Here is a 22,316-nt window from a genome sequence, read left to right as displayed (position 1 = left end):
TGCACCGGGGCTTTACCCCCGATCTTGAACACGGGGTTTATGCGGTTTCTGCCAGCGTAGCTGGCAGAAACCGCCCCACTGTTCCCTCTTACAGGTGATCGGAGCCGGTCAGATGGCCGTCCAGCGCTGGTTGTTGCCGCCGTTGCAGGTCCAGAGCTCGATCAGGGTGCCGTTGGTGGTGGCTGCGCCGGTGACGTCGAGGCACAGGCCGGACTGGATGCCGGTGATCGATCCGTCGGCGTTGAGGTGCCACTGCTGGTTGGCTCCGCCGTTACAGGTCCACAGCTGGACCTTGGTGCCCGGCGCGGTCTGGTTGTCGTACGCGTCGAGGCACTTGCCGTAGACGACCAGTTGCCCCGCGGGCGTACGCGTCCATAGTTGGTTGTTGCCGTTGTTGCAGTCCCAGATCTCGATCGGGGCGCCGTCGTCCTGGCGCCAGTCCGGGTCGTCCAGGCAGCGGTTCGAGGCGGCGCTGACCAGCGCGTTCGCCGGTGCGGCAGGGTTGCCGGCGGCTCCGCCGCTGATCCGGTAGAGGGCGGCGCCGTGCCCGGGGACGGTGGCGCTGATCGGCCCGCTGGTGCTGGATGTGGCGCCGGTCCACAGGTCGGTCAGGGTGTACGACGAGGCGCCGGTCTTGCCGATGGTCGCGACGTCGGTGCTGATGGTCCGGGCCGAGGTGTTCTCGTTGAAGAGCAGGACGGCCACGTCGCCGCCGGACAGGCGCTTGGCCAGCACGTCGCCGCCGTTGGCTGTCTGCACCTGGACGCCCTGGCTGCCCAGCGGGTCCTGGTCGATCGCGATCACCGCCCGGTTCGTCAGGATGCCGAGGGTGGTGGCGTTCGCCGTGGTCAGGTTGTTGCCGGCGATCAGCGGGGCCGCCAGCATCGCCCAGAGACTGAAGTGGGCCCGGTCCTCGGTGGCGGACCAGCCGTTGCCGACTTCCAGCATGTCCGGGTCGTTCCACGCGCCCGGTCCGGCGTAGCGGGCCAGGCCGACGGTCTGGTGGAAGTTGCGCAGCATGCTGTCGAAGCCGGTGTTGATGTCGTCGGTGGTGCGCCAGAGGTTGCTGATGCCGGGCGCCCAGGTCCACGGGGCGTTCACACCCCACTCGCAGATGCTGAAGACGATCGGCCGGCCGGTGGCCACGAGCGCATCGTGCATTGCCGTGTAGCGCTCGACGTACTGCTGCGTGGTGGTGCTGCCGTTGTTGTTGCAGTTGTCGTATTTGAGGTAGTCGACGCCCCAGGCGGCGAAGGACCGGGCGTCCTGTTGCTCGTGCCCGAGGCTGCCGGGGTAGCCGGCGCAGGTCTGCGTGCCCGCGTCCTCGTAGATCCCCAGCTTGAGCCCTTTGCCGTGCACGTAGGCGGCGGTGCCCGCGATGCCGTCGGGGAACTTGGCGTGGTCGGGCACGAGGTTGCCGGCGGAGTCGCGGCTGCTTTGCATCCAGCAGTCGTCGATGTTGACGTACTGATAGCCGGCGGCGGCCATCCCGGACGACACCATGACGTCGGCGGTCTGTTTGACGAGCGCCTCGGAGACGTCGCAGCCGAAGGCGTTCCAGTCGTTCCACCCCATCGGCGGGGTGCGGGCCAGGCCGTTGTCGGCGGCGACGGCTGGTGTGGCGGAGAACGGGACGACGGCCAGGACGGTGGCTGCGACGATCGCGAAGACGCGGGTCATGCCCACGACCGTAAACAAAATTAATCGATACATCTAGATGTTTGCCCGGCAATGCACTTCGTTCAGGTCCGGACGTTCGGTGCCGATAGTCGGTCGTGCGGGGATCCGGGCTGTGGCGTTGGTGGATTGCGTTTGGGTTGCTGGCGACCGGCGCCTACTACCTGCTGCCCGACGACAGCCTGACCGCGAATCTCTGCTACGACGCGGTCGGGCTGGCGTCCGGCCTGCTGATCCTGGTCGCGGTCCGGCTCTACCGGCCCAGCCGGCCGGGCATGTGGCGGCTCTTCGCCGCTGGCCAGATCCTGTCCGTCCTCGGCGACTTCACCTGGGAGTACTACGAGTACGTCCGGCACGAGGAGCCGTACCCGTCGTTCGCCGATCTGTTCTACGTCGCGTCCTACCTGCCGCTGGTCGCCGGGCTGTTCCTGCTGTTGCGCCGCCGGCGTGGTGGTGACACGGCCGGTCTGATCGACGCGGCGATGGTGGCCACCGGGCTGGGCCTGGCGATGTGGGTGTTCGTCCTGCACCCGGTGGTGGCCGGGGCGTCGGCGTCGACGCTGGAGCGGGTGATCAGCACCGCCTACCCGGCGCTGGACGCGCTGCTGCTGGCGATGCTGGCCCGGCTGTTCGTCGAGCCGGCCTCCCGGACGCCGAGCACGACCCTGCTGGGGCTCGCCGCCGTACTGCTGCTGGTTTTCGACGTCGGGTTCTCGGTCGCCTCGCTCTACTGGTCGTACGACGGCCATCTGCTCGACGGCGGCTGGATGGCGTCGTACGTGATCTGGGCCGCAGCCGCGCTGCACCCGTCGATGGCGGCGCCCGCCGCTGCGGTGGATCCCGGCAGGGACGGCCGCGTCAGCCGGCTCCGGCTGGCCGCGCTGGGCGCCTCCGCGGTCCTGGCGCCCGGCCTGCTGTTCCTGCCGGGCATCGGCGCCGACGGGGTCGACCGGCTGGTCATCGGGGCCGCGGCGGTGGCCCTGTTCCTGCTCGGCATGACCCGGATGGTCGGCTTCGTCAACAAGATCCATCGGCTGGCGATGCAGGACGACCTGACCGGGCTGAGCAATCGCCGGCACTTCTACCAGGCGATGAGCGGCGCTCTGGCCGGCGGGCGGGCGCAAGTCGCGATGCTCGGGCTCAGCAACTTCAAAGCCATCAACGACGAGCTCGGTCACCTGGTCGGCGATCGTCTCCTGGTGGCGTTCGCCGACCGGCTGCGCGCTGCCGCCGGCGACGGCGCCGTCGTGGCCCGCACGGCCGGCGACGAGTTCGCGGTCCTGGTTCCCGGCGACGAGCCCGCCGCCGTGCGCCGGATCGCCGCCACCGTCCACGATTCGATCCGGGTGGACGGCTACGAGCTGCTGCTCGGCGCCGGGGTCGGGCTCAGCGAAAGCAACGGCGGCAGCGGCAGCGAGGGGGACGGCGCGATCGAACCCGCCGAGTTGCTGCGCCGGGCCGGGGTGGCGATGTACGCGGCCAAGAAGACCGGCGACCCGTACCTGCGCTGGGACCCGGCGATGGACGAGCGCACCAGCCACTACACCCGGCTGGGGGCGCAGATGCGCGTCGCGCTCGACGCCGGCCAGTTCCGGGTGGTCTACCAGCCGATCGTCGCCGTCCCCGGCCTGCGGGTCGCCGCGGTGGAGGCCCTGGTGCGCTGGGAGCACCCGGAGCGCGGGCCGGTCAGCCCGGCCGAGTTCATCCCGGTGGCCGAGCAGAACGGCCTCATCGTCGAGCTCGGCGAGTGGATCCTCGCCACCGCCTGCCGGCAGCTGGCCCGGTGGCGGGCGGAACTGGGGGAACTGGCCCCACTCAAGGTCAGCGTCAACGCCTCGGCGCGCCAGCTCGCCCGGCCCGGCTTCGCCCGCACCGTCGCCCGGGCGCTGGCCGAGGCGCAGCTGCCGGCGCGGTGCCTGACCATCGAGCTGACCGAGACGGCGGTCTTCCAGGGCGGTCAGGCCGTCACCGCGCTGCACGAGCTGCGCGCGCTGGGCGTCACCATCGCGCTCGACGACTTCGGGACCGGCCACTCCTCGCTCGGCCTGCTGCAGACCGTGCCGGTGGACATCCTCAAACTCGACAAGTTGTTCGTCGACAACATCACCGAGGCCGGACGGCACACGGTGATCGCCAAGGCGCTGATCGAGATCAGCGAGGGACTCGGCCTGATCGCCGTCGCCGAGGGCGTGGAAACCGCCGAGCAGGCCGAGACGTTGAGTGACCTCGGGTACCGGCTGTTGCAGGGGTACTACTTCGGCCGGCCGGTCGCCGAACCCGACTTTTCGGCGCGGCCGGACATTTTCGGGGCGCGAAGTCTCACCTCCCGGCGGTAACCGGCCGATGGGACCGTTGTGCACGCGTCTCCGGATCCCGGACCCGAACCGGCCGCGGCGATGGTTCCGCCGTGGCGGCTCACCCGCGTCCTCGCCGCCGCCATCGGCCTGGCCGCGGCCGCGGTGGCCTGGTTCTCGATCGGGCTGGCCTACCGCACGCCGCCGGAGCTCGGCTGGCTGACCCTGTTCGTGGCGGTGCCGCTCGCGGTGCTGACGGCGTGGCGGGCCGGGCAGCACGGCCGCACGTTCTGGCGCTACCTGTCGGTCGGCGTCGGCCTGGTCGGCCTGGGCGCGGCGTCCGCCGCCCGCGACTACTTCAACGGCGGCGCGCTGGCCGGACCGATCAGCGCGCTCACCTCGGTGGTGTACGTATCCGGGCTGGCGGTGATGCTGCTGGGGCTGCTGCGCATTCGCGGGGCGCACCGAACCCGGATCGAGTGGACCCGGTTCCTGCTGGACATCGCCACCGTGATCGTCACCGTGGTGACGTTCTCCTGGCACCTGTTCTATCCCCGCTGGCACAGCTGGCTGGGCGGCAGCGCGACCGCCGCGGTGTCCTTCCTGGTCGTGCTCGCGGCCGGGTTCATCTGCGTCTTCGCGTTCATCAAGGTCGCCTTCGCCGGCACCGGGCCGATCGACCGGCGGGCTCTGCACATCCTGGCCCTGACCGGGGCGGTCGGCGCCGGCGGCGGCGCGCTGGCGCCCCTGTTCGCCAGTCACCCGCACCTGAACTCCGCGTGGGTCATCCTGCCCTGCACCTGCCTGCTGACCTGCCTGGCCGCCGACCGGCAGATGCGGGCCACCCGGGCCGGGAGGCCACTGCCGCGGCCGGTGCCGCGCCGGCTGAGCCTGATGCCGTACGCCGCGGTCCTGGCCACCGGCGCCCTGCTGATGTCCGTCGCCCGGTCGGGGGCCACCGACCTGGAGGTGATCGCCGCCGGCTCGGTCAGCGTGACCCTGCTGGTCGCCCTGCGGCAGCTGGTGGCGCTGCGGGACAACGCCCGGCTGCTCGACGACCTCGACGCCCGTCAGCGGGAGCTCGCCCACCAGGCCGACCACGACGCGCTCACCGGGCTGCCGAACCGGACCGTGCTGGTCCGCGAGATCACCACCGCGCTGGCCTACGAACAGTCGGTGTTCAGCGTGGCCCTGATCGACCTCGACGACTTCAAGGCCATCAACGACGACCTCGGGCACGCGGTCGGCGACGCCCTGCTGTCCGCCGTCGCCGCCCGGATCGCCGCGACCCTGCCGGCCGACGGCGTGGTGGCCCGGCTGGGCGGCGACGAGTACGCGATGCTGCTGCGCGGCGACGCCGCCGCCACCCTGGCCGACGTCACGGCCCAGCTGCGCCGTCCGGTCCTCGCCGGCGGTTACGAGCTGGTCGTCGAGGCCAGCATCGGGGTGGCCCCGGCCCGCAGCACGGACACCGCCCAGGAGCTGCTGCGCCGCGCCGACGTCGCGATGTACGAGGCCAAGGCGTTGGGCAAGGGCCGCCTGGTCAGTTACGAGCCGGCGCTGGACCAGCGCACCGCCGCCCTCGCCCGGATGGCCGCCGACCTGCGGATCGCGCTCGACACCGACCAGCTCTACCTGCTCTACCAGCCGATCGTGTCGATGCCGGGCGGCGAGCTGTTCGGGGTGGAGTCGCTGGTGCGCTGGACGCATCCGGAACGTGGCCAGGTCGGCCCGGCCACCTTCATCCCAGCCGCCGAACGCACCGGCCTGATCGTGCCGCTCGGCGCCTGGATCCTCGAAGAAGCGTGCATGCAGGCGGTGCGCTGGCTCGAGGAACTGGGCAACGCCGCCCCGCGCACGGTCACCGTGAACGTGTCGGCCCGCCAGCTGCGTGAGGCCGGCTTCGCCGCGGAGGTCGACGCGGTGCTGCGCCGCACCGGCCTGCCCCCGCAGGTGCTGACCGTGGAGGTCACCGAGACCGCGGTGTTCGACGGCGGCACCGCTCTGGAGGAGTTGCGCGCCATCGCCGCGCTGGGCGTGAAGATCGCCCTGGACGACTTCGGCACCGGCCACTCGTCACTGGGCCTGCTGCGCACCTGCCCCGCCGACATTCTCAAGGTCGACAAGTCCTTCGTCGACGACATCGTCACGGGCGGCCACGAGGCGGTCGTCGCGGCGGCGCTGATCCGCATCTGCGACGGCATGCGCCTGCGCGCGGTGGCCGAGGGCGTGGAAACGGCCGACCAGGCCGCCGAGCTCTACCGGCTGGGATACCGCTTCGCGCAGGGCTACCACTACGCCCGCCCCCTGCCGGCCGAGGAGATCGCCACCTACCGGCCAGCCGCCGCCGAGCAGCGCCCGGCGGCCTGACCGCCGGCGGATGCCCGTGCGGACCGGCCCGGCGGATCAGCCCAGCGAGTCGTCGGACGTTGGCGGTGTGCTCGGCGTCAGCCCAGGCCACGACGTCGGAGGCGGCCCGAAAGCGCGGCGGCCAGGGCGGCACCGGACCCGTCTCCTATTCGACCAGCCGGGTGAATCGCGCACTAGGTCCGACGGTGCAGCTCCAGGGTCATGCCTTCGGTCAGGTGGTAGGGGTTGGTGGCGACCAGGGCGCCGATCACGCGGCGCAGGCGGCTGATCTCGGCTCGGACGGTGACGACGTGGTCGGCATCGCCGTACAGGAGATGGCTCAGCTGGGGCGCAGTGAGGCCGGCCGGGCCGCAGCCGTGCAGCAGCGCAAGGATCTCCGCGTGCCGTCGCGTCAGCGGCGTGCGCCACGGCTCGCCCTCGCCGCGCACCTCCAGGAGCGGCGGATTTCCGGTCAGGTCGAGCGTTGCGGTTATCGCCGATTGCGGGCCCGCCGGGCGCACCAGCCAGCCTTCCGGCAGGCGTTCGGCAAGACAAAGGCCCAGGCCGGGTACGCCGAGGGGCGCGCCGGCCCGCGGCGCGCCGATCCGGTCCCGGACGGCCACTCCGCTCGCATGGGCGACCCAGCCGTGGTCGTCGACGATCAGCAGCGGGCCGCGCACGGTGCCGGCCACGTGCGCCGCCGATCGCCGCAGTCGTTCGAGCCGGTCGGCGTGGTGCCGCCACAGCTGGGCCTCGGCCAGCCGCACCCCGGTCTCGACCAGCACCCGGATCGCCGGGTGCAGGGTCAGCGCCGGGCCGCTGACGTCGACGATGCCGAGCAGGTCGCCGGTGCGCGGGTCGTGCACCGGGTGGGCCGAGCAGTACCACGCGTGCTGGGCCTGCTCGAAGTGCTCGGCCGAGAACAACTGCACCGGCGCGGCCTCGACCAGCGCCGTGCCGATCGCGTTGGTGCCGACCGCGGCCTCGGTCCACAGCGCGCCCGCCCCGAAGCCGAGCGTGTCGGCTCGACGGCGCAGCGCGGACGGCCCCGCCCGCCACAGGATGGTGCCGTCGGCGTCCGTCACGACCAGCAGGAACGCGGCGTCCTCGGCCATCCGGAGCAGGTCGCCGGCGACCGGGGCGAGCGCGGAGGTGCGGCGGCGGCGCTCGACCTCGCCCGGCGGAAGCGGGTCACGGGCGTTGGCGTGGCTCGGGTCGAGGCCGAGCCCGAGCACGCGTGACCAGGAGCGTTCGACCAGCGCGCGGGGGCGGTGCGGCGGCCGGTCGCCGGCCAGCACCGCATCGTGCACCCGGAGCAGGTCCCGGGCGTGCCGGGACAGGTCGGTGCCGGGACGCACCGCGCTGTAGTCGCCCACGACGGCCTCCTCACGGCCGAGCATAGGTCCTCACGTTCCGCCGGCCCATGGCAAAATCTGCCGCGTGCAAATCGGAGTACTCGGATCTTTCGAAGTGCGGACGGACGACGGCGCCGTCGCCGACGTGCCGGGCGCCCGGCTGCGCGCGCTGCTGATCGCCCTCGCCCTCGAGCCGGGCCGGGTGCTCTCGAAGGCGACGCTGGTCGACTGGATCTGGGGTGAGCGGCCGCCGGCCGACGCGACGAACGCCCTGCACCGCCTGGTCTCCCGGCTGCGCAAGGTGCTGCCGGAGGGATCGGTCGAGGGGCAGACCGACGGCTACCGGCTGGCGGTGGCGCCGGACGCGGTCGACGCGGTGCGGTTCGAACGCCTCGTCGCGGCCGGCCGGGCCGGCGAGGCCCTCGCGCTGTGGCGCGGCGCGCCGATGCAGGACGTCGATCTGCCGGACAGCGCGGCGTTCGGCGCGGCGGTCACCCGCCTCGCCGAGCTGCGCCTGACCGCGCTGGAGAACGGCCCGTCCCGGGCCATCCCCGAACTGACTGCACTGGTCACGGCGCATCCGCTGCGGGAGCGGCTCGCCGCCGCGCTGATGCGGGCGCTCGCCGCGGACGGCCGCGGCAGCGAGGCGCTGCAGGTCTACCAGCGGACGAGGGAGGCCCTCGCCGACGCGCTCGGCGCCGACCCCTCGCCGGAGCTGTCCGCCCTGCACGTGGCGTTGTTGCGCGGAGAGCAAGGGCGCGACGAGGCGGGGCGGCGGGAGTCCAATCTGCGGGCCGAGCTGACCAGCTACGTCGGCAAGGACGCCGACGTCGCCGCGGTGCGCGAGCTCGTCGCCGGCCATCGGCTGACCACCCTGATCGGGCCGGGCGGCACCGGCAAGACCCGGCTGGCCACCGAGACCGCGCGCCGGTTGCTCGCCGACCTGCCGGACGGCGCCTGGCTGGTGGAGCTGGCCCCGATCGGCGCCGATGGCGATCTGGCCCAGGCGACGCTCGCCGCGCTCGGCCTGCGCGACGCCCTGCTCGGCAGCGCGGGCGGCGACGACCCGACCGACCGCCTCGTTGCCGCGATGCGCGAGCGGGAGGCGCTGCTCGTCCTGGACAACTGCGAGCACGTGATCGAGGCGGCGGCGACCTTCGCCCACCGGCTGCTCGGCGAGTGCCGGGACCTGCGGATCCTGGCGACCAGCCGGGAACCGCTCGGCATCACCGGCGAGGCACTGTGGCCGGTCGAACCGCTGCGCGGGGAGCCAGCCGTACAACTGCTGCTTGATCGGGCCGGGCTGACGCCGGACAGCCGGACCCTGGCCACCGCGGAGCGGGTCTGCCGGGCACTGGACGGGATGCCGCTGGCCATCGAACTGGCTGCGGCCCGCCTGCGCACCATGTCCATCGAGCAGCTCGCCCACCGCCTCGACAACCGGTTCCGGCTGCTGACCACCGGCAGCCGCACCGCGTTGCCCCACCACCGCACGCTGCGCGCGGTGGTCGACTGGAGCTGGGAGCTGCTCACCGACGCCGAGCGCGCGGTCCTGCGCCGGCTCGCGGTGTTCGCCGGCGGCGCGAGCCTGGAAGCGGCCGAGCGGGTCTGCGCCGGCGAGGGGGTCGATCCGGACGACGTGCTCGACCTGCTCACCGCGCTGACCGAGAAATCGCTGCTGCGCAGCGAGGGCACCGGCGGCTTGCGCTACCGGATGCTGGAGACAATCAAGGAGTACGCCGCCGAGCGGCTCGCCGAGGCGAACGAAGCCGACCTGGCTCGTCAGGCACATCTGGCCTGGTTCACCGAGCTGGCCGAGACCGCCGAGCCGCACCTGCGCCGGGCCGAGCAGCTGGACTGGCTGGCCGTGCTGGCGGCCGAGCACGACAACATCGGCGCCGCGATGCGGGGCGCGCTCGCGGCCGGCGAGACCGCGGCGGCCATCCGACTCGCGGCGGCGGCCGGGTGGTACTGGTGGCTGAGCGGGCGCAAGGCCGAAGGCATGGAGCTGGTGCTGGCGGCCGCCTCGCTGCCGGGCGAGGCGGACGATCGGGCGCGGGCCACGGCGTACGCGCTGGCCGTGCATTTCTTGACCGATGGGAAGGCCGACGAACGCCGGGCCGCCGAGTGGATCCACAAGGCATACCGGGCCAGCGAAGGCATTCGTCCCGACCACCCGTTGCTCGGGTTCATCGGTCCGCTGGAGCGCATGCTGACGGCGCCGGAGGAGGTCGTGCCCGCGTTCGAGGCCCTGCTGGCAGCCCCGGATCCGTGGGCCCGCGCCCTGGCCCGGCTGCAGGTCGGCAAGATGCGGATCGTGCTCGGCAGCGGCGGCCGGGAGGCGGACGCGCTCCTCGAGACGGCGCTGGCCGAGTTCCGGGCCCTGGGCGAGCGGTTCGGGATCTGGTTCTCGCTGACCGAGCTGGCCGACCGGATCGCCAGCCGCGGCGGGTTCGCCGGCGCCTGCGAGCTCTACGAACAGGCGATCGCCGTGGCCACCGAGCTCGGCGCCACCGAGGACGTCATCGGCATCCGGTCCCGCCAGGCCCAGCTCTACCGCCTGCTGGGCGACCAGGCGTCCTCCGCGGCGGCGATCACCGAGGCGGAACTGCTGGCGGAGCGGGTCGCCTGGCCGGACGCGCTGGCCGACCTGGCCTTGGCGAAGGCCACGATCGCCCGCGGGTCCGGCGACCTTGACGAGGCACGCCGGCAGCTCCGGACCGCGACCGACCTGCTGGGCAGCGCCGCCGACCAGGCGCTCATCCGCGCCGTGGTGGAGGACTCCTTCGGATACCTCGCCGACGATCTCGACGAGGCCCGCCGGCACCGTGCCGCGGCTCTCGCGGCGGCCACCGAGGCCGGGCACCCGGCCCTGATCGCCGTCGCGCTGGTCGGCGTCGCCGACTTCGCGCTCCGCCGCGACCAGCCCGAACAGGCGGCCCGGTTGCTGGCGGCGAGCGCCGCCGTCCGCGGCCTCACCGATCGCTCGCACCCGGACGTGGCCCGGATCGAGCGGGAAACGCGGAGCCGCCTCGGGTCGGCCGAGGCGGCTCATGACTTGGCTCACTACGCGGCGGGCTGGGAAGAGCTCGCCGCGGTCACGCTCGCTTCGTGAACGTCGAGGACGCCCACACGTAACCGACCAGCGCGATCCCGACGCACCACGCGACCGCGGTGATCACGTCGCCCGCATGCGGAGCGCCGTTGAGCAGCCCACGCAGGGTCTCGATGATCGGCGTGAAGGGCTGATACTCGGCGAACTGCTTGATGCCCGGCCCCATCTGGTCGGCCGGCACGATCGCGCTGCTGAAGAACGGCAGCATGACCAGCGGCACGGCGGCCATCCCGGCCGTCTCCGGCGTCTTCGCAGCCAGCCCGAGAGCGACCGAGAACCAGCCGGTCGCGAACGCCAGCAGCACGATCACGCCGATCACCCCGAGCCAGTCGGCGAAGCTCGCCGCCGGGCTGAACCCGAGCAGGAACGACACCCCGAGCAGGGCCGCGATCGCGATCAGGTTGGTCAGCACGCTGGCTACGACGTGTCCGTTGAGCACCGCGCCGCGGGACACGTCCATGACCTTGAACCGGTTCATGATGCCTTTGGTCATGTCCGAGTTCGCCGAGGTCGCGGTGGCGCCGAGGCCGTAGCAGACGGCCAGCAGGAGCAACCCCGGCGTCGCATAGTCGACGTAGTCGACCCCCACGTCGAACGCGTCCCCGAACACGTAGACGAACATCAGCATGATCACGATCGGCATCAGCACCGCGTTGAACACCGCGGTCGGGTTGCGGGTGATGTGCTTGAAGTCGCGGCGCAGCATGACGAGCGAGTGAGATTTCATTTGGCATCCACTTCCGAGGCGTGACCGGTCAGGGCTAGGAAAACGTCGTCGAGGTCAGGGGTCTGCACCGAGAACTCGTCGGCGACCAGCGAGTTCTCGTCAAGCCGGTCGAGCAGCGCCCGCAGCGAGGCGGTCCCGCCGTCACCGGGCACCCGCAGCGCCAGCGCCTCGTCGTCCCGGGTGGCCTCGGTGAAGACCGCCGCGGCCGCGGCGAGCTGCGCGACGGAGCCGAACCGGAGCCGCACGTGGGTGCCGGGGATCTGCCGTTTGAGCTCCTCCGGGCTGCCCTGCGCGACCAGGCGCCCCTGGTCGAGCACCGCGATGCGGTCGGCGAGCTGGTCGGCCTCCTCCAGGTACTGCGTGGTGAGGAAGATGGTCACGCCCTCGGCGACCAGGCCCCGGATGATGTCCCACATCGTGCGGCGGCTGCGCGGGTCGAGCCCGGTCGTCGGCTCGTCGAGGAAGATGATCTGCGGCTCGCCGACGAGTGTCATGGCCAGGTCGAGCTTGCGGCGCATGCCACCGGAGTAGGTCGAGGCCGGCTTCTTGGCCGCCTCGCTCAGATCGAACCGCTCGAGCAGCTCAGCAACGGTGCGCCGCCCTGGCGCCCGGCTGAGGTCCACCATCAGCTGCAGGTTCTCCTGCCCGGTGAGCAGCTCGTCGACCGCCGCGAACTGCCCGGTGACCCCGATCGCCGCCCGCACCGCCTTGGCCTCAGCGGCGACGTCGTGCCCGGCCACCCGGGCGGTGCCGCCGTCCGCCTTGATCAGCGTGGTCAGCACGTTGACGGTGGTGGTCTTGCCCGCGCCGTTCGGCCCCAGCAGCGAGAAGACCGTGCCGGCTTCCACCGCCAGATCAATGCCGTCCAGTACGACTTTGTCCTTGAAGGCTTTACGAAGCCCGCTCACTTCAATCGCTCTCATGCCGACAACGATCAAGCCCAGCCCTGACACGCCTCCGCCACGCCCCTGACACGAACGGTCTGATCACCGGATTAACGGTCGTCTCAGATTCGCTCGGTACGAAGTTGGCCTCAGACAAGCGATGCAACCCATCAGGAGGCTATTGATGTCAGTCAACGCAGCGCCGCCCAGGAAAGCGCCGCCCGGTCGGTTGGCAGGCCGGTGGGTGCCGTGGTTGGTGATCGGCTTGTGGGTGGCGCTGGCGGCGGTCATGGTGCCGTTGAGCGGAAAGTTGAGCTCGGTCACCAAAGACAGGGCCGTGGACGCCCTGCCCGCCAGTGCCGAGTCCACCAAGGTGGCGGCGCTGAAGGACAGGCTTCCCGGTGGGGAGGACAACACGTTCGTCTTCGTGTACCACCGTGCCGGCGGTGTGACTGATGCCGACCGGGCGGCGATCGAGCGTCATTACCACACTTTTGCCAAGCGGTACCCGCCGCAGGTGGCGCCGCAGGCCGGCGAGCACGGCGAGGGCCCGCCGACGCAACGCTCCAAGGACGGCAAGGCGATAATGTTCACACTCAACGTGAGCACGGCCTACGGTGAGCCGTCGGTCCTCATCGGCCCGTTGCGTGACACCGCGAAGGACCGCCCCGCCGGCCTGGAACTCGACGTGACCGGCCCGGCCGCGATCGACGCCGACATGGACGCTGTCTACGACGGCATCGACGTGCAGGTGCTGCTGACCACCGTCGTCGTCGTCGCGCTCCTGCTCATCCTCACCTACCGCAGCCCGGTGTTGTGGTTCATCCCGCTGATGGCCGTGGGCGCGGCCGCGCTGACCGCGATGGCGACGGTCTACCTGCTCGTCAAGGGCTTCGGCATCGTGATCAACAGCCAGAACTCAGCGCTGCTGACGATCCTGGTGTTCGGCGTCGGCACGGACTACGCGCTGTTGCTCATCGCTAGATATCGGGAGACACTGCACCACCACGAAAACGTCCGGGTCGCGATGGTCCACGCGCTACGCGGCGCGGCGCCGGCCATCGTCGCGTCCGCGGCCACCGTGGTCGCCGGCCTGCTGTGCTTGCTCGTCGCGGACCTGAACGAAACCCGCGGGTTGGGGCCGATCGGTGCGGCCGGCATCCTGTGCGCGCTGGTGGCCATGCTGACGCTGTTCCCGGCGGTGCTCGTGGTGCTCGGCCGGCGGATCTTCTGGCCGGCCATCCCGCGGTTCTCCGCCACGATTGTGGAGCAGAAGCCGGGGCTGTGGGGACGCCTCGGCGCCGCCATCAGCCGCCGCCGGTGGGTGGCGACGCTCGCTTCGCTTGGAGTCCTCGGCGTGCTCACCGTCGGGCTGACGGGCAACACCAGCACTCTGCGGGAGCAGGACCAATTCCTGTCCACGCCGGAGTCGGTCACCGGCTTCACCGTTCTCGGCCAGCACTTCCCCGAGCTCGGCGGCCAGCCGATGACGGTCTTCACACAGCCGGCGTACCAGGAGCGGGTCCTCAACGTCGTCCAGGGCATCCCCGGTGTTGCCCAGGCCATCCCGGGAGAGACCAGGGGCGGCTGGGTCGACATCTCCGTGTTCCCGAAGGACGCGCCGGACACCACCGCGGAGTACGACACGATCAAGCGGGTGCGCACCGCCGTGCACGCGGTGAACGGGGCGGAGGCGATCGTCGGCGGGCCGAGTGCGGAGCACCTCGACACCGACGTGACCACCCGCCGCGACCAGAAGTTGGTGATCCCGCTGGTGCTCGCCGTCATCCTGATAATCCTCGGGCTGCTGCTGCGTGCTATCGCGGCCCCGATGATCCTGATGGCCACCGTGATCGTCTCGTTCGCGGCGGCCTTCGGCGGCAGCGTGTTCGTCTTCGACAAGATCCTGGGGTTCAAGGGCGTCGACTATTCGGTACCGCTGCTGGCCTTCATGTTCCTGGTGGCGCTCGGCGTCGACTACAACATCTTCCTGGCCAGCCGGGCCCGGGAGGAAACCGTGCGGCTCGGCACCAGAGAGGGCATGCTCAAAGCCCTCTCGGCCACCGGCGGCGTCATCACCTCGGCCGGCCTGGTCCTGGCGGCCACGTTCGCGGTCCTCGTCTCACTTCCGCTGGTGATGCTGATCGAGCTCGGGTTTCTGGTCGCCTTCGGCGTGCTGCTCGACGCCCTGCTGGTGCGGTCGGTCCTGGTGCCCGCCCTCACCCTGCTGATCGGCCGGCGGATCTGGTGGCCGAGCCGGCTGTCTCGTGCAGCGGCAGGGCCGCCGATCGGTCGACACACGCTCGCCGACGAGGAGGAGGAGGAGCCCGCGCTGCAACGGTGAGCGCGGTGGCACGGACGAGATCCGGGACGGGCATCCAGCCCATCCCGTGTCCTTTCGGTGGCCCGACGGCCGCCGCCCTCCGGTCCTGCGCGACGCGCCGGGCCTGGGGTCGGCGCGTCGCGGTGTCCGGCCCCGAAGGTGAACGGCGCAGGCTCATGCCCGAAAGCGGCCGTCTCTTGTCCTGCGCCGCACCGCCGGGAGGGGGTCAGCGCGCCGCGGTGTCCTCCCCGGCGGCGCGGCGCGCGATCGGGGCGGGCGGGGCCGCGGCCGGAAGGTCGACCCGGAGCAGCGCCCCACCGCGTGTGGAACGGGCGACAGCGGCCCGGCCGCCGTGGGCGTCGACGACCCGCTCCACGATCGACAGCCCCAGACCGGATCCCGGCAACCCCCGGGCGCTGTCCGCACGGTAGAACCGGTCGAACACCCGCGGTACGTCGACGGCGTCGATGCCCGGCCCGGCGTCGTCGACCTCGAGCACCGCCGACGCGCCCTCAGCACGGAGCCGGACCTGGACCGGCTGGTCCGCGGGGGACCACTTGCCGGCGTTGTCGATGAGGTTGAGCACCGCCCGCTGGAGCGCAGCGGGACGCCCGCTCACCCACACGGAGGTCACGTCGAGTGCGACCTCGATGTCGGGCACGCGGGAACGCGCCCGGGTCGCGGCGGCCACCACCACGTCGGCGAGGTCGAGCAGCTCGGTGCTCTCGTCGCTGACGTCACCGCGGGCCACCTCGGTCAGCTCGGCGGCAAGGGTGCTCAACTCGGCCACCTGGGCGCCGAGATCGTTGAGCAGCCGGGTCCGGCTCTCCGCCGGCAGTGCGCTGTCCAGGGTGCCGCGCCGATCGAGCCGGACCAGCAGCTCGACGTTGAGGCGCAGGCTGGTTAGCGGGGTCTTGAGCTCGTGGGCGGCGTCCTCGGCGAGCAGCCGCTGGGCCCGCCGGGAGTCCCGGAGCGCGGCGAGCATGTCGTTGATCGACTGGATCAGCCTCCGAATCTCCCCACCGCCCTCATCCGGGATGTCGGCGTCGAGATCCCGGGTGTGCGCGACACGTACGGCGGCGGCGGTCAGCCGGTCTATCGGTGCCAGCCCGGTCCGCGCCACGGTCCGCCCGACAAGGGCGCCGCCGACCACGCAGAACAGCCCGATCAGCAGCATGCCGAACCCGAACTGGTTGATCGGGGTGTCGTCGGCGAGGTCGGCCACCTGGACCGCGCCGTCTCCCGCCGGCAGCGTGTAGATGCGGTAGCCGTCGTTCCAGTCGGTCGACTCCAGTAGGTCGGTCGACGCGCCCTGCGCCACACGCCCGGCGTGCTCGCTGACCGGGGGCAGCGCGGGTTGGCCGGCCGGCGTCCGGGTCGAGCCGTCGGGCAGGATGACCCGCACCAGCCGACCGGATCCGGGGTACGGCGGGAGCTCGACCTGCGCCAGACCGGCGCGCTCCGCGTTCGTCGCCAGGACGCGGGAGTCGGCGCGTAGCTGTTCCTCGGCGGTGTCCCGCAGCTTCCGGTCCATCAGCTCGCTGGCCACTTGGAAGGCCGCGAACACGCTGACCGCGATGGCCGTCGCCGCGATCACCGTCAGCCTGCTCCGCAGGGACCGCCGGCGCCACCATCGGGTCAGCCGGTGCGGTTCCCGGCCGGCGGGCCTGCTCACGGAGGAGTCTCCCGCAATGTGTATCCCAGACCGCGCAGCGTGTAGATCAATCGCGGCTCACCCTCGGCCTCCATCTTGCGGCGCAGGTAGCTCACGTATACCTGCAGGTTGTTGGCGGTGGCGCTCATGTCGAAGCCCCAGATCGCCTCGAACAGCGCGTCGCGGGTCAAGACCCGGGTCGCGTTGCGCAGGAGGACCTGCAGCAGGGAGAACTCGGTCCGGGTCAGGCGCAGCGGCCGCCCGCCACGCCACGCCTCGAACCTGTCGGGATCGACCCGGACGTCGGCGAACGACAGGATCTGCGACTCCCCGTCGGCCGGCGTGCGCCGGCGCAGCAAGGCCCGCACCCGGGCCAGCATCTCCTCGGTGGCGAACGGCTTGGGCAGGTAGTCGTCAGCGCCCGCGTCGAGCCCCGCGACCCGGTCGGAGACCTGGTCACGGGCGGTCAGCATCAGCACCGGCAGATCCCGGCCCGCGGCCCGCAACCGCCGGCAGGTCTCCAACCCGCCGAGGCGAGGCATCATCACGTCGAGGATCAGCAGATCCAGCGCGTCACCGCCCGTGCCGGCGACCGCGTCGAGCACGGCGAGACCGTTGGCGACGGTGCTGGTGTCGTAACCCTCGACCTGGAGCACCCGCTCCAGCGACTCACGGATGGCCCCGTCATCATCCGCGATCAAGATCCGCACGCCGGCCCGCCCCTTCCAGTCGATGCTTTGCCGCTCATCCTCCCCGACCAACCTGAAGCCAGTATTAGAACCGTCGCCTCTGTGGTGCCCCGCGGGTCGTGCTCTACGGATGCCTGAGCTCAGACTTGACCACTGACGGGATAGCAACGAATCGTGGGACCGCCGGCACGGATATTTGCGAGAACGGAGTGCCGGCGCGCCAGGAGCACTACCAGGTCCGCAGGCAGGCGGCGAACTAGCCTTGACTATTGGTGGACCATAGTTGGCAGAATAAGAACCAGATAATCGCAGCTCAGGGCCCGATCGTGACGCTACCGGCCGTGCGCCGACGCATACCCTGACCCGGCTCACCGTTCGTCCACCTCGCCGCGCTGGTGTATCCACGATCAGCGGTCAAGATCAACCCGTGGGCCACCCCGTCCCAGTCCACAGCAGTGCGTGCCACGGCGGCAAAGAACATTTCTCCGTCGCCGCCGGTGAACCCACCACCGGCGGTGAGTTGCTCGCCGGATCCGAACAACTCGGCCATGGAAACCCACCGGCCGCCGAGGTGGAAGCCCGGCCAGGCCAGCAGCACCTGATCAGGAACGAAGCGTTATCGACCGTAGTGATAGCGGCAGGACATGATCTCCAACTGGTCCTGGGCGTCCAGTACGCGGTACACGAGCCGGTGTTCTTCGGTGATGCGCCGCGATGCCCAGCCCGAGAGGTCGCCCTTGAGGAGTTCCGGCTTACCGATGCCGCCTTCTTCGCCTCGCTGAATGTCCTTGATGAGAGCATTGATCCGCTTAAGGGTCTTGCGATCACCCGACTGCCAGCCCACGTACTCGTCCCACGCATCCGGGTGCCAGACGAGCTTCACACGGAGCCCTCCGCGTCCGGCTCGATGAGCTCATGCTGGACCAGCCCACCGGCTTCCATCTCCGCCCGCCGACGGCGCAACTCGCGGCCGTTGGCGCCACGAGACAGGTACTCAGTTTCGCGCCACGCGTCATAGTCGCTCTTCAGCATGACGACCAGCGGCTCGTGCCCACTGCGGGTAACTACAAGATCTTCGGCGTCGTTCTCGATGGCGTCGAACTCATTCGCGAGGTTCGCCCGCAAGTCCGAAGCAGTGATGACCTTCATGACCCCTCCAGTATTGTACGTCATATTGTACAACACCTTGGAGATCAAACCCTCGATTCAAGTTTGCCCAGGTCGGCCGACCAGAGGCGAGTGGGGCCAGACCAGCCGGCCGGCCAGGATCAGAGGGCTCGTTGTAGCGGTGGTTGCGCCATCCTTGCTCGATCATCTGGGCCAGTGCCGTGACGGCCTGCTGATAGTCCTCGGGACTTATGGGGACGACCTCAGGCGCCAGGACTCTGACGTTCGTCGCTACACGCCGCCGGTTCACCATCTCCGCCTCCTAGCCCTTCGGCCCCTCCTCGAGGGTGGCCCCGGAAAGAAGCCCTCGGTATCCCTCGGCCGAATGACTGCGCACTCGGGTGGCGACAACCGCATCCGTCCATGCCACGAGCCGCGCTGCTGGCCGTGACATCCTTGTCCGCGCTCGCCAGCAGGCTCACCTGCAGCATGTTGACCGAGCGGCTCCAGGGTCCGAAGGGTATGCCCGGGGCCGGTGACTGCCCTGTGCCCCGGGGCACGATCCGGGGCCGTGCCGGCGTCTCGTAAGTGCAAAAGAAGTCGCAGTCCGGTCGCCGCCCCGGGGCGCCGGCCCCGAGCAGAATGGCGCAGGCAAACCCGTTGCGGGAGGTGTTCGAGTACCGTCGTCTGCTCGACTAGCATCGCACCGCACTGGCTACGGAGTCCGCCGGGCCGATGGTCAACGCGTTGGTCGCGGCCGCTCCTGGGTGGTCCGACGACGATCTCGAGGACGATTTCTGTGCGCGCTTCGGCGCGGCGATGCTCCAGTACGAGCGCGGCCCGCTGGAGGACAGGGTCAACCCGGACGACTTCGTCCGCGCCGTGCTCTCCGTGCTCGACGAGCGGCTGCACGAAGCCGAGGAGTCCGGCATTGGCCTGGCTGTGGTGCAGCGGCTGCTGGCCGTTCTCGCCGGTGTGCTGCCGGCGCCGCTGAGCGTGTCTGCGCAGGACCTGGTCGCCGAGCATTTGGACGACGACGCGGCGCAGCGGGCCATTCGTGGGCGTGCCGTGACCGGCTCGGCCTTGTGGGCGAGAGACAGCTACGGCAGCCACTGGGCTGTGGTCGCCCCCTTCGCCTCAGCGAACGGCTCGGGCCGGTGGTACCTGTGGGATGTGGACGCCTGCGGATACGAGGTGGCCGCCGTCTACGGCGTCGCATCGTCCGGCTGACCGGCCACGGGCGCATGTGCCCCTTCAGCGAGAAGGCGTTGGCGGACCAAGTAGCGGCCAAGATCGGTGAGGCCGACGGTCAGGCCGGGCTGGGGGTTCAAGGCCCATGGCGCGACGCCGATCGCAGCGGCGCGTTGGTCGTTGACGTGGTCGCCGATGCCGGCAACGGCCACGGCGCCATGGTCGGCGAGGTCGGAAAGGGTGTTGCGGACGACCGCGGCGGCCAGTCCGGCAAACAGCGCGGGATCGCCCGGCGGGAGGCGGCGCTCGTACTCGTCGAGCAATTGGTCGATCATGGTGTCCAGGACGGCGAGTTCGCTGCTTGCTGTAGCGGTGTACAAGATGCCGAGGAACCGGGGCATCCAGGGCCTCAGCCAGTCACGTAGGTGCTCGCCGTTCTTCGGCGCGATCGCCGGCGCTGGAGGATCCAGCAACTCGTCGGCCAGATCGGACCAAAAATCGAGGACCTGTTCCGGCTCTGCGGCACCCGCCAGTGTGTTCGCGATGAGACTCGCGCCTGAGCCGGCGAGGACTCGGGTGCGGCGGAGCTGAATGACGTCGAACTCGATCGCCAGCCGCCATATTCGGGTGAGAGCCGGCGTCCCGCCTGTTCGGTCGCTGGTGGCCGGCAGATCGAGCGCGGCGAGCAGCATCGGCACGTCGGCCTTGCGGGGCTCGCCGCGATCGTCGACGGTCTTGCCCCCGCCGGTCCACCCGGCTAATACCGCGAGCTGGGTGAGCCAGCCAGCCCCGTCAGTGGCCACCATCCTGGCCAGGTCGGCTGGCTCGGGCAGCGCGACGGGCGGGAACTGCGCCTGCCGCTCGCACCCGCAGTCACAGCCCAGGTCCGGCCAGACCAGGTGCTTCGCTGCTGGCGCGGCGTGCCCGAGGATCGCGACCTGACCGTCGTGGATGAGCAGTTGCCCGGTGGCGTAGCCGGGGCGCTCGTCCATCAACTCGCCCAGGACCGCGCGGCGGCCCTCGAAGTCTCGGGCGTTGAATCGCTGCGCCCAGGCGTCAAGAGCCGCGGGTTCGGCGTCCAACGGTATCCCGTCGGCGAGGATCGCGTGGAATACGCGTTTCGCGAGCCGCCACCGGGTTGTGTCGGCCATCGCGCTGGGAAACCTGGGCGCGAGCCGGTCCAGTTCCTTGAGCAAGGCCGGCACGCGGGTGCTGGCTGGGTGCAGCCGGTCGGTGGCGTCGAGGAAACGCAGAAAGTCGCGGATGGTGTCCAGGCCGTACTCGGTGAGATCCCAGTTGTCGACCTGTCGAGGCACGACATATGCCATGAACAGGTCGTGGACGTCACCGCTGCGCCAGCGGGTCGGATCCGGCCGGTCAAGGTACTGCGCGCGTCCGTGAAGCAGGATTGTGATCCGTTCCCGCCACCGTGTGCCAGCTTGGCCGCCCGGGGCGAGCCCAGCCGCCGAAGCCCACTCCGCGAACTCGTCGATCACCGTCTGCTGCAAGCGGGGCACCGAGCGACCCTACCGCCGTCGCCTCGCCCGCCCGCAGCGGCACGCCAGGACCGCTCTCCGAGGACAGCCCCGCGTGCGCGTCGCCGTACGGTTGTTGTCGCAGCTGTCGATGATGACGATGACGCTCGAGAGGTCTACTGCCCATGCCTGAAGACGATCTCGCCGCCGTGGCAGCTTTCACACCTGCGCTGAGGCAGGTCACCGCTTTGACGCGGTGGGTCGGACAGGGCCGCAAGCTAACTCAGACCGGACAGCTGACCATGGCCGACGCCCGCCATCTGGTCGGTCTGCTGGATACCGGCGACGAAATCGATCCGGTCATCGGCGAGCGGGTGTTCCGTACCCGCAGCAGCGCTGAGCTGCCTGTCCTCGCGATCGTGGTGGCGTGGGCCAAGGCCGCGGGACTCGTCCGCATCGTCCACGGCCGGCTGGTCCCGGTGAAGAAGAACCAGCGGCTGATCGATCGGCCGGCCCAGCTGTGGAACCTCATGTTCGCTGCTTTCGACCAGCTCGGACCGGCAATCTGCTCCGCCGGTTGGTTCCAGTCGCTGCTTGGCGACAACTTTGCCGACGGCATCGCCGTCCTTTTCGGCGGCATCGCGGACGGCGGCGGTGCCGCGCCCACCGGCGCGGTGCAGGAGGAGGTCTGGTCTGCGCTCAGCGCGCGCTATTACCTGGACGACGCCACGACCGAGCAACTGACTCGCCTGCGCAAGACCACAGACAATGACGTACGCCGCGCCGTGGCCGGTCTGGTGACCCTCGGCGCGCTCGCCGAAGAGGAAACCGCGTCCGGGATGCTACGGCTGACGCCGTTGGCCGAGTGGGCTCTGCGCTCCCGGTACGGCGCCGTCGCGCCCGGCGACCAGATCGCCCAGCTCAAGATCACCCTGCTGGATACCGAACCGCCGGTGTGGCGCCGCCTGCTCGTACCCGCGACGATCCGCCTCGACCGGCTGGACCGGGTGATTCAAGCCACCATGGGCTGGACCAACTCACACCGGCACATGTTCATCCATCCCAGCGGCCGCTACGGCGTGCCCGACCTCGACTTCCCGCTGCAGGACGAACGCCGCACGACCCTGCGCGATCTGGCCGATCGAGAAGGCGAAACCGTCAGGTACGAGTACGACTTCGGCGACGACTGGGAACACGAAATTGTGCTGGAACAGTTGCTGACCGCTGAGCGCGGCGGCCGGTACCCCACCTGCACGGCCGGTGCAAGCGCCTGCCCACCGGAAGACTGCGGCGGTGTTCACGGCTACGCCGACCTCATCGACACACTCGCCGATCCCACCCACCCCGAACGCCAGCACCTGCTGGAATGGCTCGGCATCGAGAAAGGCAGCGACTTCGACCCAGCGCACTTCGCAACCGCCGACGCCAACCGCCGACTCGACGCCGTCATCCTTGCCGCGACCCGCACCGCCTGAC

Annotated in this window: 16 protein-coding genes; 6 read left to right on the top strand and 10 right to left on the bottom strand. The window is 70.8% G+C overall.

Features of this window, described 5'->3' with window-relative positions; translation table 11 throughout:
- Positions 1–108: 108 nt before the first annotated feature.
- Entirely contained in the window at positions 109–1,680 is a 1,572-nt protein-coding gene (locus AB0E90_RS40065; RefSeq protein ID WP_360417508.1) for a ricin-type beta-trefoil lectin domain protein, read from the bottom strand.
- Between the two features lie 137 nt (positions 1,681–1,817).
- Here AB0E90_RS40065 and AB0E90_RS40060 point away from each other — a divergent pair, with 137 nt between their 5' ends.
- Both AB0E90_RS40060 and AB0E90_RS40055 read left to right on the top strand, forming a co-directional pair.
- Positions 1,818–4,013, top strand: a complete 2,196-nt coding sequence (locus AB0E90_RS40060) for a bifunctional diguanylate cyclase/phosphodiesterase (protein ID WP_360417506.1) — start codon at positions 1,818–1,820, stop codon at positions 4,011–4,013.
- 18 nt (positions 4,014–4,031) lie between these two features.
- Positions 4,032–6,341, top strand: coding sequence for an EAL domain-containing protein (locus tag AB0E90_RS40055; RefSeq protein ID WP_360417504.1), 2,310 nt, complete (start codon positions 4,032–4,034; stop codon positions 6,339–6,341).
- Between the two features lie 173 nt (positions 6,342–6,514).
- Here AB0E90_RS40055 and AB0E90_RS40050 read toward each other — a convergent pair whose 3' ends face one another.
- Positions 6,515–7,696: a hypothetical protein gene (locus tag AB0E90_RS40050; RefSeq protein ID WP_360417502.1), complete on the bottom strand. Its 1,182-nt coding sequence runs from the start codon at positions 7,694–7,696 to the stop codon at positions 6,515–6,517.
- A 64-nt stretch (positions 7,697–7,760) separates the two neighbouring features.
- Between AB0E90_RS40050 and AB0E90_RS40045 the strand changes: the two genes are divergently transcribed.
- Positions 7,761–10,790: a BTAD domain-containing putative transcriptional regulator gene (locus AB0E90_RS40045; RefSeq protein WP_360417499.1), complete on the top strand. Its 3,030-nt coding sequence runs from the start codon at positions 7,761–7,763 to the stop codon at positions 10,788–10,790.
- Here AB0E90_RS40045 and AB0E90_RS40040 read toward each other — a convergent pair.
- A complete protein-coding gene (locus AB0E90_RS40040; protein WP_360417497.1) occupies positions 10,774–11,517 on the bottom strand; it encodes an ABC transporter permease in 744 nt (247 codons plus the stop codon). The two genes, AB0E90_RS40045 and AB0E90_RS40040, sit on opposite strands and share 17 nt — an antisense overlap.
- Entirely contained in the window at positions 11,514–12,440 is a 927-nt protein-coding gene (locus AB0E90_RS40035; protein ID WP_360417495.1) for an ATP-binding cassette domain-containing protein, read from the bottom strand. Before AB0E90_RS40035 ends, AB0E90_RS40040 begins: the two co-directional genes overlap by 4 nt.
- A 217-nt stretch (positions 12,441–12,657) precedes the next feature.
- On the opposite strand from AB0E90_RS40035, the gene AB0E90_RS40030 reads away from it, so the two are divergent.
- Positions 12,658–14,745 carry an MMPL family transporter gene (locus AB0E90_RS40030; RefSeq protein WP_360417541.1) on the top strand — a complete coding sequence of 696 codons (2,088 nt, stop codon included), beginning with the start codon at positions 12,658–12,660 and terminating at the stop codon, positions 14,743–14,745.
- 205 nt (positions 14,746–14,950) lie between these two features.
- On the opposite strand, the gene AB0E90_RS40025 is transcribed toward AB0E90_RS40030, so the two are convergent.
- The 5 genes from AB0E90_RS40025 to AB0E90_RS40005 all read right to left on the bottom strand — a co-directional run bounded on the left by AB0E90_RS40025 (position 14,951) and on the right by AB0E90_RS40005 (position 18,216).
- The gene (locus tag AB0E90_RS40025) at positions 14,951–16,399 is read right to left on the bottom strand and encodes a HAMP domain-containing sensor histidine kinase (protein ID WP_360417493.1); all 1,449 of its coding nucleotides are present in this window, start codon (positions 16,397–16,399) and stop codon (positions 14,951–14,953) included.
- Complete coding sequence (locus tag AB0E90_RS40020; RefSeq protein WP_360417491.1) at positions 16,396–17,088, bottom strand: response regulator transcription factor; 693 nt, start codon at positions 17,086–17,088, stop codon at positions 16,396–16,398. The genes AB0E90_RS40025 and AB0E90_RS40020 overlap by 4 nt, the downstream gene beginning before the upstream one ends.
- Before the next feature lie 292 nt (positions 17,089–17,380).
- Positions 17,381–17,665, bottom strand: coding sequence for a hypothetical protein (locus tag AB0E90_RS40015; RefSeq protein ID WP_360417489.1), 285 nt, complete (start codon positions 17,663–17,665; stop codon positions 17,381–17,383).
- A gap of 18 nt (positions 17,666–17,683) precedes the next feature.
- Positions 17,684–17,950: a Txe/YoeB family addiction module toxin gene (locus AB0E90_RS40010; RefSeq protein WP_360417487.1), complete on the bottom strand. Its 267-nt coding sequence runs from the start codon at positions 17,948–17,950 to the stop codon at positions 17,684–17,686.
- Positions 17,947–18,216 carry a type II toxin-antitoxin system Phd/YefM family antitoxin gene (locus tag AB0E90_RS40005; protein WP_203728151.1) on the bottom strand — a complete coding sequence of 90 codons (270 nt, stop codon included), beginning with the start codon at positions 18,214–18,216 and terminating at the stop codon, positions 17,947–17,949. The genes AB0E90_RS40010 and AB0E90_RS40005 overlap by 4 nt, the downstream gene beginning before the upstream one ends.
- 693 nt (positions 18,217–18,909) lie before the next feature.
- On the opposite strand from AB0E90_RS40005, the gene AB0E90_RS40000 reads away from it, so the two are divergent.
- On the top strand, positions 18,910–19,404 hold the full coding sequence (locus AB0E90_RS40000; protein ID WP_360417485.1) for a hypothetical protein: 495 nt from the start codon (positions 18,910–18,912) through the stop codon (positions 19,402–19,404).
- On the opposite strand, the gene AB0E90_RS39995 is transcribed toward AB0E90_RS40000, so the two are convergent.
- The gene (locus tag AB0E90_RS39995) at positions 19,380–20,861 is read right to left on the bottom strand and encodes a hypothetical protein (protein ID WP_360417483.1); all 1,482 of its coding nucleotides are present in this window, start codon (positions 20,859–20,861) and stop codon (positions 19,380–19,382) included. The genes AB0E90_RS40000 and AB0E90_RS39995 overlap by 25 nt on opposite strands.
- Before the next feature lie 164 nt (positions 20,862–21,025).
- On the opposite strand from AB0E90_RS39995, the gene AB0E90_RS39990 reads away from it, so the two are divergent.
- A complete protein-coding gene (locus tag AB0E90_RS39990; RefSeq protein WP_360417481.1) occupies positions 21,026–22,315 on the top strand; it encodes a plasmid pRiA4b ORF-3 family protein in 1,290 nt (429 codons plus the stop codon).
- The last annotated feature ends 1 nt before the right edge of the window (position 22,316 follow it).

This window comes from Actinoplanes sp. NPDC026619 (assembly GCF_040638295.1).
Lineage (GTDB): Bacteria > Actinomycetota > Actinomycetes > Mycobacteriales > Micromonosporaceae > Actinoplanes.
The sequence above is the reverse complement of the archived record's forward strand: the minus strand, read 5'-3'. Positions and strand labels throughout refer to the sequence as shown.